The following is a 16883-nucleotide window of genomic DNA, read 5'->3' on the forward strand; positions in this document are numbered from 1 at the left end:
ATTGAATTCTTTTGTCAAAAAAAACTCCTTCCGTAGAGGAAGGAGCTCGATTTAATTTAGTGCTTGACCTTTAGATTGGTTTGATCATCAATTAATCTCCCAAACCTTGTCTGTTTTTCTATAGAACTTCCCATGTCAATCCTCTCTATCATTTGGATTCTGTCAGGTGAAGGCGTTCCTGTTATCTGTTCCAATGTGAGTTTCAACAAAAATTCATTCGTATCCCCCAATGGCAATAAGGTAGGTTGTGACAGCTCGTTGCCTTGAATGTTAGGCTGGAATCCTGAAGCGTAGTCAGACTGATCGTTTTTGTTGAATGATTGAGATACAATCGGCAGAAGACCATATTTGTTGGAAGGATTTTCTTCATCTTCGATGGCGATGGAACCAACGTTTTTTCCGTAAGTCAATCCTCCAACCATAAATACTTCCATATATGGTTTAAGCCCATTGATAATCAGTTCGCTTGCAGATGCTGTTCTGGAAGAGGTTATGATATAAACTTTGTTTCCCGACAGTATCGGACCAAGGTTTTGAGGCTTACTTTCAAATTTGATCTGTACATTTTTCAATTGATCAAATCCCATCAGGTAACTGTTGTATTTAATTTTGGTAAAAACATCATCGTTGGTCACATTAGGAGCGATCAAGCTTGCCAAGTTTATAGCACTTGATTGGTATCCTCCTCCATTATATCTAAAATCTAAAATCAGGTGGTTGATGCCTTCTGCTTTGAATTTTGCAAAGACAGCATCCATTTCATCATCATACCTAGTTGCTTGGCCTTCAATGCCCGGAGCAAAGAAATGATAAACCACGTATCCGATTTTTTGATTCCCAATGGTGTAAATGGAGTCAAGGAAGTTAGGGTCTTCAGAAAGCACTGATGTCGTTAAGTCCACGGGAGTCTGTGCGACATAATTAGAAGAGCTTTCATTGTATCTCAAATAGGAAATAGAATGAGCCTCTGACCTTTGTCCTAATATTTCTTGGTAGTTGTCCAGTGTCATCCTCACACCATTGATGTGCGTGATCAAATCGCCACGTTTGAGGCCTGCGGTTTCTGCAGGGCTACCTTTTTTTGTGTAGGTAATAAAAGCAATTACATTGTTGTTTGTACTGCTTTCGCGGGCAAGTGTGATTTCATATCCCGCTTCTTTGGATACTCCTGAGAGGCTATTGATCAATTCCTGATAATCCGGATAAATGACAGAGAACCTATCGGTAGGTCTAAAAAGTAAAGATTCAAAATAATCTTCGGGTTCAGATTCAAGAGAAATGGGATTTCTCATATCATCAAGCCACAGGTAAACTTCATCCATTACTTCTTGAATCCAGGTATTTACTTTGGCATTGGCAGACAGTTCTGGTACAGGATCATCGGTTTTGTCTTTGCAGGCGTTTAAGAATATCAACGCCCCAAAAACCAGGGCAAGACCGGCTTTATTATAGGATAGGTATTTCATAAGCATTTACTTTAATGGATTGATCTCTAGGTTCTAACAAAGAACTAAACGCAGATATCAGTCAAATTGATTTGAAATATAATTGGTATTTTCAAATTATTGGGACTCAATAAGAGGTATTGATCGTAATGTCGGAGGTCTTACTGTCAAGGAGTTTCCCTTTTTCGCATTTCAATACACGATAGGGATATTTTCTCAATAAATCATGGTTGTGGGTCGCCATCAGGATAGCAGTGCCTTCGTTATTGATTTCCTGAAAAAGTTTAAAAATCCCATCTGCGACATCTGGATCTAGGTTTCCTGTTGGTTCATCCGCCAAAACTATGGAAGGTTGATTGATAAGAGCCCTTGCAATGACAACCCGCTGCTGTTCACCTCCCGAAAGTTGATGGGGCATTTTGGTGGCTGCATCTGCAAGACCAACTTTGAGGAGAACTTCAATCATCCTGTTTTTCATTTTTTCTTTATCCTTCCATCCAGTAGCCTTCATGACAAAGAAAAGGTTTTCGGCTATGGACCTGTCTGGGAAAAGCTGAAAATCCTGAAATACTATCCCAAGCTTTCGTCTGAGGTAGGGGACTTCGCTTTTCTTGATTTTTGAAAGTTGAAAACCAACTATTTCAGCTTGGCCCATTTTAAGGGAAAGATCGGCATAAAGGGTTTTCAAAAGGGAGCTTTTACCGCTTCCTGTCCTCCCGATCAAAAAAACGAATTCATCTTTTTCTATTGAAAAATTTACATCCTGCAGGACTGCATCCAAGCCCTGAAAAATACAGGCGTCTTTTACCTCAATTACTGCATTCTTTCCAAATTCCATTAAATCTCAATTTTTTGTGTTTTGCCAAATGGCAGTTCCCTTATCAAGGTCTCGAGTTCTGCTTCCTTTCCTTCCAAACCGAATTTCTCAATATTCTTCAAAGGTCTGTCGGCCCTGAAGTAAGCCACCAAGACAAAATTATCATCTCTGATCTGTATATAATCCGGGATTTTGGCTTTTCCTTTTACTTTTAAGATATACATAAGTTTGTTTATTTTCTCTATTAGGTATGCTAAACAACTTTTTCCCGGATTCTGTTTTTTTTTGATTCTAATCAAACTGGGGGACTATGTTATTGAAACGAAGGAACCGGATTATGTTGCCAATAGTCCGGTTCATTATTTTAAGTCAATTACTTTCCTGCTGCTTTAGCATGGTCTGCAAGGAAAGTCGCCAACCCTGAATCCGTGAGCGGATGGTTCAACAATCCCAAAATAACTTTCAAAGGACATGTCACTACATCTGCACCGAGTTCGGCACATTTGATCAAGTGCATGGTATGTCTTACTGATGCCGCCAAAACTTGGGTGGCATAGCCATAATTTTCATAAATATTGACAATCTGATCGATCAGCTCTAAGCCATCGTAAGAGATGTCATCCAGTCTTCCGATAAATGGTGAAACGTAGGTTGCTCCGGCTTTTGCGGCAAGAAGTGCCTGGCCTGCTGAAAAAATCAAAGTACAGTTGGTTCGGATACCTTCATTGGAAAAGTATTTGATGGCTTTGATACCGTCCTTGATCATCGGGATTTTTACCACGATCTTGTCATCGATTTTTGCAAGTTCTTTACCCTCTTTGATCATACCTTCAAAATCTGTGGCAATGACTTCAGCACTGACATTGTCATCCACGATATCGCAGATGGCTTTGTAATGTGCTCTAACTTTATCTTCTCCGCTGATGCCTTCTTTGGCCATCAAGGATGGATTGGTGGTGACGCCGTCCAATACGCCAAGATCGTAGGCTTCCTTGATATCATTCAGGTTGGCGGTATCAATAAAGAATTTCATATGTTGTTTGTTTATGTTGATTGTACAAAGTTAATTGATAAATCAGGAAATGGAAGGGGAAAAAGAATGTAAAATGATAAATGGATAATTGAAATGTTGTGTAATCCAAAATTCAAAAAATGGGAAAAAATTAAAAAAAAAGAAGCGGCATCGCACCGCTACGACTGCTTACCCTTGCTCCCTTCCGGACCTGGGGGATTCAGCAGGAGCTGGTCGTGCCGCTAGGACGCAAATGTAGGGCAAAATTCTCCGGTTTCAAACAGTTGAAATAAAAACAAAACCATTTATTCTTAAGTCGCTCAAAATCAGCGATAAATTTCGTGGCAAAGTTTTTGCAATATTTTAACTTGAAAAAACAATAAAAAAAATGAAGCAATTACTCGTATTATTCCTTTCCGTATTCCTTTTAAGTTCGTGTGGAGCATTTGGCCCTAACCCGGAATATTATCAGGGTATGAAGGAAAAAAAATTTTTGAGACGGAACGATGCCGCCGTAATCAGTCACCTTGATGGAAATCAGAGGACATACAGGGTGGTTAGAGATGAGAAATTTTATGTGCTTGCCACATTCGAAGATGGATATCTTGTCAAACTTGAGGAAAAGGAATTTGGACCTGAAATGATGGAAGAATTGATAAAAGACCAATAATTTTATTTGTTGGCATTTTTCTCCAAATTCTATATTTAAGGAATTGCTTTTGGGTTTTTGAATTAAAATTCAGAGTGATTCCTATATTTTTTCCTAAAAAAGAAACAAACAATGCTGAATCTTTGCTTTTTTTTGTAATTAGCCCCTATGCTGTAAGTCAGGTTTCGGGTAGTTTACAGACCTGTTCAAAAATTAAATTATTTGGTTAAGTTTACGCATTAAGTTGCCTATGAATATTTCCTTTTATCTAGCCATGAGAAAGGTCGTTTGGAGTCTTCTCGTATTGATTGTCATCCTTGCCTACTCCTCTTGTGTACCTAATGAAAAAATTATGTACTACCAAAATCTTGAAGGAAACAAAGCTATTCAGGATGGGGAATTGATCAGCTATGAGTTGCCGGAGTATAGATTGCAATTCAATGATATCATTGATATTCAGATCCAAACTGTGGAGCAGATTCTTGAAAATGGTATTACTTCCAAAATTCAAAATGAAGCCAACAATGCCGTTTTTGGTCAGATTGCCCAAAGCGGTGGCGATATCTATTACATGACGGGCTATACCATCGACAAACATGGCTTTATCAGAATGCCACTTCTTGGAGAGATCCAAGTCAATGACAAGACCCTAGATGAAGTCAGGGTGATTGTAGAAGAAGCTTTGAAAAAGTATGTGACCTCTGAGATTTTTGTTCGGGTCAAACTTGGCGGGATCAGATTTTCGACTTTGGGGGAATTCCGCAGACCTGGGAAGTATGTTGTTCTACAGGATAGATTGACTATTTTTGAAGCAATCGCTCAGGCAGGCGACATGACTACCGTAGCCAAGAGAGATGAGATTCTCTTGATCAGACAATATCCTGACGGTACCAAATTGCACAGAATCAATCTCAATGACAGGCAGATTATTCAGACTCCTTTTTACTTCATTCAGCCAAATGATCAGATTTACGCCGAACCTTTGAAAGCAAGAGAAATAGGTACGGGAGAAAATACCGCCCAAACTGTCGCTTTGATCCTTTCATCTGTCACGGCCGTCGCTTTGATTTTGAATCTTATTCTACAAAATTGATGAGTAAAAGCAATCCTTATCCATATATTCCTGATCCATTTTTGCCACCCCATGAGGATGACATTGAATTGAAGGTTGTACTTTTTAATTATCTGAAATATTGGCCATTTATTGTGACCTGCACCTTGGTCTGTGTATTGGCAGCATTCCTTTTCAACAAATACGCTACCCCGGTATACCTAGTCCAATCTTCGGTAATTATCACAGAAGAACCCCAACCTTTGGGATCAGAAATTTTTGATGCAGTTGGAATGATGCCGATCAAAAACAATGTCGAAAACGAAATTGGCATTCTCAAATCCTACACCTTGGCGGAAGAAGCAATTTTGGAACTTGGACTTGATGTTTTTTATTTTACAGATGATTTATTAAGCAGCATCCAGGTCCATTCAGGAGTTCCGGTGAAGGTAGATGTGGATTGGACCCATCCCCAATTGGTCAAAGGCAAATTTGTCATTGAGGTTTTGGATAATCAGACCTTCAGCATTGAACCGGACGGAGATGATTTTGAAATTTTCAACCCTTCCGATCCTTTTTACAAACAAGAAATCAATGATATTCCCGAGTTAAAACCGGTTTATGCTTTTGGAGAAAATATCGAATCAGAATTCCTTAAAATTAAGATTGAAAGTATTGAGGCTAAAGAAGGCGATAGAATCTTCTTCCAATTGGTGGATACCCCGTCGTTGGCTCTTTTTTTAAAAGATAAAATCAGCGTCTCACCCATCAACAAACAGGCTTCTATTTTAAATATTTCATTTGAAACGCCTGTCAGAAGGATGGGTGAGGAATACCTTAATAAGCTGATGGAAGTTTACCTTCAAAGAGAATTGGATGAAAAAAACAAAGCATCAGAAAATACCATTCGTTTTATCGAAGATCAACTCAGCGGTATTACTGATTCATTGAGTTTTTTTGAAGGAAGCCTTGAAAAATATAGGTCTGAAAACAAGATTTTCAATCTGAGCGAAGAAGGTTCTCAGATTTTCCAAAGGCTGCAGGAGTTTGAGAAAGACAAATCCCAAGCCGAAATCAACCTTAAATATTATCAGACACTTCAAAATTACATCAATAGGGACGATATTGAAGAAATCGTCGCTCCGTCCATAATTGGGAATACAGATCCTTTGTTACAGTCCTTGGTGGTAAGTATCAGTGAACTACAAGCCGAGAAAATGAGACTATCTAACAATTTTTCGGAAGAAGCTCCACCTATCAGGGAGATCAATTCCCAAATAAGGATGACCAAAAAGGCCCTTCAAGAAAACATTGCCTCTTCTATCCGCAATACCAATACCTATCTTCAAGAAGTCAATTCTCAAATAAAAAGAGTGGAAAGAGAAATCAATTCACTTCCTGAAACAGAAAGAAGGCTATTGGGAATACAAAGGAAATTCACTGTCAATGAAAACATTTATGTTTACCTGCTCCAAAAAAGGGCTGAATCGGAAATCACAAGGGCATCCAATATGCCCAAAAATGCAATCTTAGATCTTGCCAGAGCAGGGCAGATACCAGTTTTCCCAAAGAAAATAGTCAACCTGGTGATTGGTCTGGCGATAGGTCTGTTTTTTTCTATCGGTTATATCTCTATCCGTGATTTTTTGAATACCAAGATCGAAGATCCCAAAGAACTTGAAAAACAAATCAATACGCCATTGATCGGCATGATAGGTAGGAATCAAAGTAATGACCCCAAACCGGTATTGAATAATCCAAGGTCATCGGTGACAGAATCATTCCGAAATATCAGGGCCGATATGTCCTATCTCAGCCCAAACAAGGAACACTTAACAATCCTTTTTACATCGAGCATTTCGGGCGAAGGAAAGACTTTTGCTTCAGTCAATATGGCATCAGTATATTCCCTTTTGGGCAAAAAGACCTTGTTGGTAGGCTTGGATCTTAGAAAACCAAAAATTGCAGAAGAGTTTGGACTGATCAATGACAAAGGTATGAGTACTTGCTTGAGTATGAATATGCCTTGGCGAGATGTCGTAAAACAGACCAAATACGAAAACCTTGACATCATCCTTTCTGGACCAATTCCGCCAAATCCTGCAGAGCTTTTGCTTCAAAGCAAATTTTCCAAAATCATGGCTGAAATCAAGCAGGAATATGAAGTGATTATTTTGGATTGTCCTCCGGCAGGATTGGTTTCCGAGACCAAGGAACTTTTTAAACATTCCGATGTGAATTTTTTCATCTTCAGACAGGGATTTTCCAATAAAAGCAATATCCAGATATTGAATAATCTGATCGAAAAAGGAGGGGTTTCCAAAATTTATGCTATTCTCAACGACGTACACATAGACAAAGGATATGGATTCGGCTATGGGTATGGGTATGGCTACGGTTATTCCAGCCATTATGGCTACCATGACGAAGTACAGTTGCCTTGGTGGAAGCGTGCGATGAGAAGAGGGTAAAGGAATTAGGAATTAAAAATTTAAAATGGCGGATGGAGAAAAGGTGTGAAAAGTATCCCTATTCATTTACATTTTAATTTTGGTCACAAAGGGAATGATGAATGGTACAGCGTCATCCTGAAGGAGGCAAGACCCATGAAGCTCATTTCTATAGGTGAGATTCTTCGCTTCTTTCAGAGTGACGTCGCAGGTCTAGCCAATCGGCTTCAAACTAAACAATAAAACTGTTTTTATTAAAAAGGAAATGGTTTGGTAAAGCCAGTTTAGATCTTGGTAGTTTCCCATCCACTTCGACTAAAGTAAGAAGAAATTTATCTTTTCACTTATTTTACTGTGACCCAGGTGGCGAAGCTGTGCACAGTCCGTTGCAAATGTGTGAATAAATGAAAAAAATCCAAATGGTGGACTTGAGGTCCCAATATGAAAAAATAAAGGAAGAAGTCGACGCTGCCATGCAGGAAGTCATTGATCAGACTGCATTTATAAATGGACCTCAGGTTAGGTTATTTGCTGATGAATTGAAGCAATATCTGAATTGTAAATATGTCATTCCCTGCGGCAATGGAACTGATGCATTGCAGATTGCGATGATGGCTTTGGATTTTAAGCCTGGAGATGAAGTCATTGTTCCTGCATTTACCTATATCGCAGCCGTAGAGGTGATTGCACTCTTGGGTTTGAAACCGGTTTTTGTGGATGTTGATCCGGATACTTTTCAGATTGATGCCTCCAAAATAGAACCACTAATATCAGATAGGACCGTAGCGATTGTCCCTGTACATTTGTTTGGACAATGCTCCAACATGGAATCCATTTTAAAAATTGCTAAAAAACATACCTTGAAAGTCATTGAAGATGCTGCCCAATCCATTGGTTCAGTTTACACTTTCACTGATGGCAACCGGGCCTTTTCAGGAACTATGGGAGATATAGGCACAACTTCTTTTTTTCCTTCCAAAAATCTGGGTTGTTTCGGCGACGGCGGTGCATTGTTTACCAATGACCATGATCTTGCAGAGAAGATGCGGATGATTTCTACCCACGGTCAAAAAAAGAAGTATCACCATCATTCTTTGGGAGTAAATTCCCGTTTGGATACCATTCAGGCCGCAATGCTTCGGGTCAAGCTCCGGTATTTGGAACAATACCAAAAAGCTCGAAATGAAGTCGCATCGGCCTATGATTTGGCTTTTGAAAACCACAGCCATATTTCCATTCCAAAGCGTGATTCTAATTCCACCCATGTGTTTCACCAATATACAGTCAAGCTGAATGGTGTAAACAGGGAGAATTTTTCAAAACATCTTGCTTCCTTCGGAATTCCGACCATGGTGTATTATCCGGTTCCGGTTCATCTTCAGGTTGCTTACCAAGATTATGGGTTTCAAGAAGGAGATTTCCCTGTTGCTGAAAAACTCAGCCATGAAGTAATTTCAATTCCCATCCATACGGAAATGGATCCCGGGCAATTAGAATTGATTATAAATACCATCAACAGCTTTTTCCAATGAAACTTTATTTTGCCCACGAATCTGCCTATATCGATCAGGGCTGTGAAATAGGAGAGGGGACCAAAATCTGGCATTTCTCCCATATTATGGCCAATTGCAAAATCGGAAAAAACTGTAACATCGGTCAAAATGTGGTAGTGTCTCCGGAAGTTGTCCTTGGGAACAATGTCAAAGTCCAAAACAATGTTTCTATTTACACCGGAGTTACCTGCGAAGACGATGTTTTCCTAGGACCTTCTATGGTGTTTACCAATATCATCAATCCACGTTCTGCCATCAGCAGGAAGAATGAGTATTTATCCACGAAAGTTGGAAAAGGTGCTACAATAGGTGCCAATGCGACAATTGTTTGCGGCAATGCAATCGGAGCTTATTCTTTTATCGGGGCCGGGGCAGTAGTGACCAAAGACGTTCCTGATTATGCTTTAGTGATCGGTAATCCTTCCCGACAGACAGGATGGATGAGTGAATTTGGCCATAAGCTTGATTTTGACAAAGAAGGAAAAGCAATATGTCCGGAAAGCGGCGAAGTGTATGTATTGGAAAATAAGAAAGTCTATAAATCTGAAGTTCCAAAATGAAGAATTTTGCGCTGATAGGTGCAGCGGGGTATATCGCGCCAAAGCATATGAAAGCCATCAAAGAAACCGGAAATCAAATGGTGGCAGCATTTGATAAGTTTGATTCTGTTGGGGTAATGGACAGCTATTTTCCAAAAGCTTCATTTTTTACCGAATTTGAGAGATTTGACAGGCATATGGAAAAACTCAAAAGGGAAGGGGATCCTGTCGATTATGTCAGCGTATGTTCTCCAAATTACCTGCATGATTCGCATATCAGGTTTGGGTTAAGACTTGGAGCGGACGTAATCTGCGAAAAACCGCTGGTTCTCAATCCTTGGAATATGGATGGGCTAGAGTCGGTTGAAAAGGAAACAGGCTCTAAAGTATTCAACATCCTCCAACTGAGACTTCACCCTGCGATTTTGGAACTCAGACGCAAAGTGATGGCAGAACCTTCCGATAAAATCCATGATATCGACCTCACTTATATTTCCTCCCGAGGCAATTGGTACTATACCTCATGGAAAGGTGACGAAAGTAAATCCGGAGGCATCGCAACCAATATCGGGATTCATTTTTTTGACATGCTGGTCTGGATTTTTGGGAAAGTCAAAACCAATATTGTACATATTCAGAACCATGACAGGGCCTCGGGTTTTCTAGATTTGGAAAGGGCAAGAGTCAGGTGGTTTTTGAGCATTAACCAAGAAACATTGCCCGAATCTGTATTGTCTAAAGGAAAAACCATTTACCGGTCTCTCACAATAGAAGGAAATGAAATAGAATTCAGTGAAGGTTTTGTTGACTTACACACACAGAGTTATTCAGAGATTTTAGAGGGAAAAGGATTTGGGTTGGAAGCTGCAAGAAGTTCTGTGGAGTTGGTCCATGATATCAGATTACAGAAAGGAGTAGGATTGGTGGGGGATTATCACCCGTTTTCCAAAAAACCATTAGCAGACCATCCCTTTCATTGAAGAATCACCGCAGAGGACACTGAGTTCACTGAGAAATCAAGTGTTTTGAGATTGGCTTCCAAAGGCTAAGAAGTAGTTTAATCTTTTTGCAGAGAAAACGAAAAGGCTTAATACAAAATTCTAAAACTACATGAATCAAGAAAAAAAAATCTTCATCATCGGCTACTCAGGCCATGCCTATGTGGTTTTGGACAGTATCCTAGAGCAAGGATTGGTTGTCGGCGGCTATTTTGCGAAGGATTATAACGTAGACAATCCATATGAACTTGACTTTTTTGGCGATGAAATGGCAGAAGATGTCGGTCAGATTTTGACAAATCATTACATTTTTCCCTGCATTGGAGACAATAAGGTCAGGGAAAGAGTTATTGGCTTTATTGCTAGCAAAGGTTTTTCACAATTGGCAATTATCGATAAAACTGCTTTGGTTTCCGAAAAAGCAACTATCGGACTTTCCACTTTTGTTGGAAAGAATGCATGCATTAATTCTTTAGCAAAGATCGGAGACGGGGTCATTATCAATACCGCGGCGGTTATAGAACATGAGTGTGTTATCGGTGATTTTTCGCATGTCGCTCCCAATGCAACCTTGGCTGGAAACGTAACTTTGGGCAAGAAAGTCTTTTTTGGTGTTGGGGCAGTGGCAAAGCAGGGAATTACTATAGGCGACAACAGTGTCATCGGTGCAGGTTCAGTGGTGATTTCAGACATTCCTGCCAATGAAGTATGGGTAGGAAATCCGGCGAAGCGAATCAAGGGATTAAATCACTGAAGTCAAATCAGTTTTTTTTAAGCAATTTGAAAGACAAGAAGTTTACGGTCGATACTTTTTGGTTGATATCCTCTCAAGGGATCTTGATCATATCAGGCTTTTTGGTCAATCTGATAATAGGCTACCAATATGGGGCTACCACATTAGGAGTATTCAACCAAGTCTTGGGATTTTACCTGATCCTTTCCACGTTCATTTCTTTGGGCATCAATAACTGCTTGATCCAAAAAATATCTTCAAGCTCCATAGAATTTCATCCTAGGATATTTGCTTCAAATCTTGCCATCACAACTTTCAGCACGGTTCTTTTTTCAGCTTTAATTTTAATTATTTGTTTTTCATTTCCATCGGTTTTCAGTTCCATGGAATTGGCCAAGGCTTTGTTTATAGCTACACTTTCATTGCCTTTTTTCAATTGGAACAAAAACTTCATGGCTTTTGCCACAGGTACCCGAAACCAAAAACTCTTTTCCAATGTGCGCTCTTTCCGTTGGCTGATGATCATTGGATTTGTTGGATCAGTTGCTTTTTTTTCATCCGATACGATTTGGCTCTACTATTCTTTTTTGGCTGCCGAGGTAGGCATTTTTTTGTTTTGTGTTGCAAAGTATTCCAACCTGCTGACATTCAATTTTACTTTTAGTGACATAGAAAACAATTTATCCTTCGGCTTAAAAAGCTTTTTTGCCGAGGCATTTTCAATATTGAATGACAAACTTGACCTGATCATCATCGGCTATCTGATCAGTAGCACAGAGGTTGGCGTATATAGTTTTTTTATTTTTTTCGCAAAATCGCTTTACATATTTCCGGGAATTCTGCAGCAAAATATCAACCCGTTAATTGGGAAACACTGGGTGGAAGGAACCATGGTAGAACTTTCCCATAGCCTCCAAAACATCAAAAATATAAACATCGTGGTGGTTTTTGTACAGGCTGCTACTATTTTGGTTTTTTATAAAATATTGACGGATAATTATAAGCCTGAGTTTGCCAATTCCCTTGGTTATTTGGCTTTATCAATAGCGGGAATTATTCCCTTTGCTCTTATTTCATGGGGAGGTTCAATTTTGGTGATGACGGGAAAATTGAAGGAAAATTTCCAAAGGACATTTTTACTTCTTGTATTTACTGTTATGTCTACCTTGATCTTGGCATATAATTTCGGTTTGCGAGGAGCAGTTTGGGCGGTAGTTTTAAATGGCCTTTTTGGTTTTTTGCTTCTGTTTGGTTTGGTAAAAAGAGAGACAGGGATTTGGTTGGTTTGATAGATTATGAAAAACATCTTATTCTTAGTTCGCTCTGTACCTCCTTTTTTTTCAAACAGAAAAGACATTGACGACATTATCTTTAAATTAATTGAAAATGGAAATAGGGTGGATATATACGATACCAGAAGGAAAATCCATATTTCAGTTAATGATAAAGTTGAGACAAATTATAATTTTTGGCCAAAATGGGTTTTTTTGGAAAAGACCTATTTGGGATTAAACTTTCTTGTTCTGATCTATTTTTGTTTAAAAAACCAAAGAAAATACGACTTTGTCCAAATTAATTATTGCAGGGAAGAGTTCCAGTTGATTCCAAGACTGATTAAAGGGTTGGGCAAGAAATTATATATTTTTTTCTATGGAAGTGATTTGAATGACAGGAATTTTATCAAGAATAATTTTAAAAGGCTTTTCTATTCAGCAGATAGATTAATTGCAACCAACAAATCAATTTTTAAAATACTTGACAAATACTTTGATCAAGCAAAAATTGAAAAAAAGAAGACAGTAATTTTTTTGCCTCAAGACCATTTTAAATTATATGAACCATTCAGTTTTGAGGATAAGGTCAAATTTAAAAGAGAGCTGGGAATTCCTGAAAACAGGATTGTGATTATGGTTGGGAATAATGGTACTGATAATGAGCAACATGAGAAAATGATTGAGCAAATTCATAGGCTTAAAAATCTGGAAAATTATTATTTTATCATTCCATTTTCAAACCGGTTGGATACATCCGGGATAAGGCTAAAAAAAATAACCAATCTTGCAAACGAGAAACTGGGGGAAGGGAATTTTAAATTTATTCCTGACTTTGTTTCTCATAAGGAAATTGCCTCACTCCGGATGGCAAGTGAAATTTTTCTTCATTTGAGGAAGATAGATATGATGGCAGCATCTATGTTTGAGAGTAATATGGCTTATTGTCAAATCATTACAGGTGATTGGCTTCCTTACCAATATTATTTGGAAAAAGTAAAAATTGAAGTGATTTCTGAATTTCACCAAATCAATCCATGTATTGAAAAAATCCTTTCGGATGATGAACTTATTGATAAACTGAATCATAATAGGGAGGTGGTTATAAGAGATTACCATTACAGTGTACTTGAAGATTGGATGAAGTTCTATGAATAACCAATTTGCAAATAGTTTGGAGAAAAAAGTGGTTAGGGCAGCCTTTTGGGTTCTGTTCGGAAATACCGTCATCGAATCCTTTCTTTTATATTTTGAAGACAGGTTTACTATAATTCTAGCCCAATTACTTTTGAATCTGGGTTTTTTCCTTTTCCTCTACTTTAAAAAATTCAAGATCCAATTTTCAAAGGATTTTATTGCCCCTTTATTGTTGATCCTTTTGTTTTTTGTAATGTGCTTTTTCAGCACTGATTTATTGTTGTCCTTGAATATGTTTTTGAAATTTTCGATTCCTCTTATTTTTCTATTAATAGGGTATTCTCTACCGTCTTATTACTTGAGTTATTTCGTAGTAAACTATGTTTGGGTTTTTTTAGCCTATTTTGTTTTTTACTTTTTGATTGTTAATTATTTCGGATTGGGGTATGAAATGTACTTTGGAGGGGTAAAGACTGGTTTTTATTCATTGAATGGATTGTATGTCCCTGTTTTTTCCCTGTTATTGATTTCTTTTTTCTTCCAAAAAATTTCAAATTCCAAAATCAAATTTATCACCTTTCTGTTTTCCATTCTGGCAATTGCTATTGCCTTATCCATTTTGAAGCGTACCCTTTTGTTGATCTTGGTTTTGGGCCTTTTTGCTTTGGTAGCGTATAATTTTAATTTGAGATTTTTATTAAAAATTGGAATTACTCTGCTCTTTTCAGGAGTGATTTTTTTCAGGTATTTCTATTCGGACTTCCAAAAAACCTTTGAATCCAGGGAAAGCAGGTTTAATACTGAGTATAACATCATGAATGAAGGAAGAGTGACTGAAAATTTCTATGTTTTTTCTCTCATGAAAGACAATCCTTTGAAACTGATTTTTGGGTCCGGAGAAGTCTTTAATGACAGGAAATACATTGCCTATACTTTTTACGAAGAAGATAGAGAAGTACATAGTTCATACGCGAGAATTTTTTGGAATGGAGGGATAATTGGTTTGGGGCTGTTTTTATACTTTTATTGGATACAGATCAAAGCGATGTATGTTTCATTCAAACTTTTTAGAAATAAATTAAATCCTTTTAAACTCCTGTTTTATTTTGGATTAGTTTTTGTCAGTTTAAGATTGATCAGCGATTTCAGTTCTGGTATTACCTATTTGGGGTATAATGCCTTTTGTTACATATTAATTGGTTACTTTTTAAAATTAAGCCATGATATACAGAGGAAGCACCAATTTAATTCTAGGTTGTATTTAGCGAAAAAAAAGAAAAATAATTTAATTGAAATTTGAGTTTTATTGAGTCTTGTTCCTTTCCTATTTTGGGTCGAATTAATTTTTGGATTTGGGAATTATCCCCTTTTCAAAATATTCTAACAATATTCTATAGAAATAAAACTTCAATTCATTAAAATTAGAAAAATGGATTTTTTTTATGTTTTATTCAAAATTAAAACGGCTACTTAAACAAGCTACTTTCTTAGGTTCAGAGCAATATTGGGAAAATAGATATAATAAGGGAGGAAATTCAGGGTCGGGTTCTTATGGCCATTTAGCAGAATTTAAAGGTTCCGTTATTAATGATTTTTTGAAGGAAAATAAGATTCAAAGTGTAGTAGAGTTTGGTTGTGGTGATGGAAATCAACTTAGATATTTACAGATACAGAATTATTTGGGTTTTGACATTTCCAAAAGTGCTATTGAACTTTGTAGGACTCAATTAAGAAAGGATAAATCCAAAGGATTTAAACTTACAAAGGACTATCAAGATGACGACAAAGCAGAATTGGTGCTGTCTTTAGATGTTATTTTTCACTTAATTGAAGACGAAGTTTTTGAAAATTATATGAACAGGCTTTTTTCTTCATCTTTAAAATTCGTTATTATTTATTCCTCTGATACTGACAAAAATACTTCGAACTGTCCTCCTCATTTTAAAAATAGGGACTTTAGTATTTGGATTGAGAATAACTTTTCTTCATTTAAATTAATTAAAAGAATCCCAAACAAATATCCTTTTAATGGAACAGAAATGACCTCTGTATCAGATTTTTATATTTATGAACGCATTGAAGATATTTATAATATTTCCGATTTTCAAAAATTTTGATCAGGAATAATTTAATCACCTTTCTAAAAAAACCTAATTGAAATCCATCCACATCGACATCATTCATCCTGCGAATGTGCATTATTTCAAGCATGCGATTTCTAATTGGAAAGCGATGGGTTATGAGCTTATCATTACCTGCAGAAATAAAGAAATTACTTATGAATTATTGGATTTGGAAGGCTTGGATTATGTTCCTATGGGAAAGAATCCAAAGTCCGTTTTGGGGAAATTCCTGTTTCTGTTTAAATGTGAATGGAATATATTTAAACTTTACCTAAAGAAAAGACCTGATATTGCTTTAAGTTTTGCAGCTTCCTATGTGGCCCATATGTCATGGATTTTTAGGTTGCCCCACATTTCTTTTGATGATACAGAGCATGCCGGGTTGAACAGAAAACTTTACCTGCCATTTACTGACCTTGTCCTGAATCCTGAAAGTTACCTTCTCGATTTGGGGTCCAAGCAATTCAAATTTAAAGGGCATATGGAGCTTTTTTACCTGAATAAGAAGTATTTTAAGCCCGATACAGGTATTTTTTCTGAAATGGGAATAGATGAAAATACCTCTTTTATTTTCCTGAGATTTGTGTCTTGGGGAGCTTTGCATGACCAAGGGCAAATGGGTTTTTCGGATGAATACAAAATCTCATTGATAAAAAAGCTCAGCGAAGAATACAAAATTTTTATCTCTTCAGAAAGAACATTACCGCTTGAACTTCAGCCTTTCCACATCAAAATCAAACCCAATCGCATTCACCATGTTTTGTATTATGCTGCTTTGTTTATTGGGGAAGGTGCCACAATGGCTTCTGAATGTGCTGCTTTGGGTACCCCCGCCATTTATGTGAACTCACTTGACGCGGGTACTTTGCAAAGACAGGAATCAGATGGATTGATAATCAATAAGCGATATCAAGATGGTACACTTGAAAAAGCCTACGAAATTTTAAATGATGAGAAGGCTAAAATCCTATTGAAAGAAAAAGTAAAAGCATTAAATCAGGAAAGGTATAACCTGACCGATTTTTTAACTTGGTTGGTAACAGAATATCCTGAATCCAAGAAAAAATTGCTTCTTGGAGAAGTTGATCCCAAAACCAAATTTTAG

Annotated in this window: 16 protein-coding genes and 1 other RNA gene; 12 read left to right on the forward strand and 5 right to left on the reverse strand. The window is 37.4% G+C overall.

The window, feature by feature from the left end; all coding sequences use genetic code 11:
• Positions 1 to 56: 56 nt before the first annotated feature.
• The 5 genes from NK987_RS08745 to ffs all read right to left on the reverse strand — a co-directional run bounded on the left by NK987_RS08745 (position 57) and on the right by ffs (position 3520).
• Positions 57 to 1466 (reverse strand): S41 family peptidase, encoded by a 1410-nt coding sequence (locus tag NK987_RS08745; protein ID WP_259263535.1) that lies wholly within the window; start codon positions 1464 to 1466, stop codon positions 57 to 59.
• A 106-nt stretch (positions 1467 to 1572) separates the two neighbouring features.
• Positions 1573 to 2283 (reverse strand): cell division ATP-binding protein FtsE, encoded by a 711-nt coding sequence (locus NK987_RS08750; RefSeq protein WP_259263536.1) that lies wholly within the window; start codon positions 2281 to 2283, stop codon positions 1573 to 1575.
• On the reverse strand, positions 2283 to 2486 hold the full coding sequence (locus tag NK987_RS08755; protein ID WP_259263537.1) for a fructose-6-phosphate aldolase: 204 nt from the start codon (positions 2484 to 2486) through the stop codon (positions 2283 to 2285). Before NK987_RS08755 ends, NK987_RS08750 begins: the two co-directional genes overlap by 1 nt.
• Before the next feature lie 149 nt (positions 2487 to 2635).
• A complete protein-coding gene (gene fsa, locus NK987_RS08760; RefSeq protein ID WP_258422642.1) occupies positions 2636 to 3295 on the reverse strand; it encodes a fructose-6-phosphate aldolase in 660 nt (219 codons plus the stop codon).
• 138 nt (positions 3296 to 3433) lie between these two features.
• Positions 3434 to 3520, reverse strand: an RNA gene (gene ffs, locus NK987_RS08765) — signal recognition particle sRNA small type.
• Between the two features lie 142 nt (positions 3521 to 3662).
• Here ffs and NK987_RS08770 point away from each other — a divergent pair.
• The 12 genes from NK987_RS08770 (at position 3663) to NK987_RS08825 (ending at position 16883) form a co-directional block, all read left to right on the forward strand.
• Positions 3663 to 3944: a hypothetical protein gene (locus NK987_RS08770; protein ID WP_259263538.1), complete on the forward strand. Its 282-nt coding sequence runs from the start codon at positions 3663 to 3665 to the stop codon at positions 3942 to 3944.
• 253 nt (positions 3945 to 4197) lie between these two features.
• Positions 4198 to 5016, forward strand: a complete 819-nt coding sequence (locus NK987_RS08775) for a polysaccharide biosynthesis/export family protein (protein WP_259263539.1) — start codon at positions 4198 to 4200, stop codon at positions 5014 to 5016.
• Positions 5016 to 7445 carry a GumC family protein gene (locus NK987_RS08780; protein WP_259263540.1) on the forward strand — a complete coding sequence of 810 codons (2430 nt, stop codon included), beginning with the start codon at positions 5016 to 5018 and terminating at the stop codon, positions 7443 to 7445. The genes NK987_RS08775 and NK987_RS08780 overlap by 1 nt, the downstream gene beginning before the upstream one ends.
• A 383-nt stretch (positions 7446 to 7828) precedes the next feature.
• The gene (locus NK987_RS08785) at positions 7829 to 8956 is read left to right on the forward strand and encodes a DegT/DnrJ/EryC1/StrS family aminotransferase (RefSeq protein ID WP_259263541.1); all 1128 of its coding nucleotides are present in this window, start codon (positions 7829 to 7831) and stop codon (positions 8954 to 8956) included.
• On the forward strand, positions 8953 to 9537 hold the full coding sequence (locus tag NK987_RS08790; RefSeq protein WP_259263542.1) for an acyltransferase: 585 nt from the start codon (positions 8953 to 8955) through the stop codon (positions 9535 to 9537). The genes NK987_RS08785 and NK987_RS08790 overlap by 4 nt, the downstream gene beginning before the upstream one ends.
• Complete coding sequence (locus tag NK987_RS08795; protein ID WP_259263543.1) at positions 9534 to 10496, forward strand: Gfo/Idh/MocA family protein; 963 nt, start codon at positions 9534 to 9536, stop codon at positions 10494 to 10496. Before NK987_RS08790 ends, NK987_RS08795 begins: the two co-directional genes overlap by 4 nt.
• Before the next feature lie 130 nt (positions 10497 to 10626).
• Positions 10627 to 11268: an acetyltransferase gene (locus NK987_RS08800; RefSeq protein WP_259263544.1), complete on the forward strand. Its 642-nt coding sequence runs from the start codon at positions 10627 to 10629 to the stop codon at positions 11266 to 11268.
• Between the two features lie 26 nt (positions 11269 to 11294).
• Complete coding sequence (locus tag NK987_RS08805) at positions 11295 to 12536, forward strand: lipopolysaccharide biosynthesis protein (RefSeq protein ID WP_259263545.1); 1242 nt, start codon at positions 11295 to 11297, stop codon at positions 12534 to 12536.
• Between the two features lie 519 nt (positions 12537 to 13055).
• Positions 13056 to 13676 (forward strand): hypothetical protein, encoded by a 621-nt coding sequence (locus tag NK987_RS08810; RefSeq protein WP_259263546.1) that lies wholly within the window; start codon positions 13056 to 13058, stop codon positions 13674 to 13676.
• Positions 13677 to 14106: 430 nt separating this feature from the next.
• Positions 14107 to 14955, forward strand: coding sequence for an O-antigen ligase family protein (locus tag NK987_RS21505; RefSeq protein ID WP_476727004.1), 849 nt, complete (start codon positions 14107 to 14109; stop codon positions 14953 to 14955).
• Positions 14956 to 15097: 142 nt separating this feature from the next.
• Entirely contained in the window at positions 15098 to 15772 is a 675-nt protein-coding gene (locus NK987_RS08820; RefSeq protein WP_259263548.1) for a class I SAM-dependent methyltransferase, read from the forward strand.
• Positions 15773 to 15809: 37 nt separating this feature from the next.
• Complete coding sequence (locus NK987_RS08825) at positions 15810 to 16883, forward strand: DUF354 domain-containing protein (RefSeq protein WP_259263549.1); 1074 nt, start codon at positions 15810 to 15812, stop codon at positions 16881 to 16883.

This window comes from Aquiflexum gelatinilyticum (assembly GCF_024813435.1).
In the GTDB taxonomy this organism is placed as follows: Bacteria; Bacteroidota; Bacteroidia; order Cytophagales; family Cyclobacteriaceae; genus Cognataquiflexum; species Cognataquiflexum gelatinilyticum.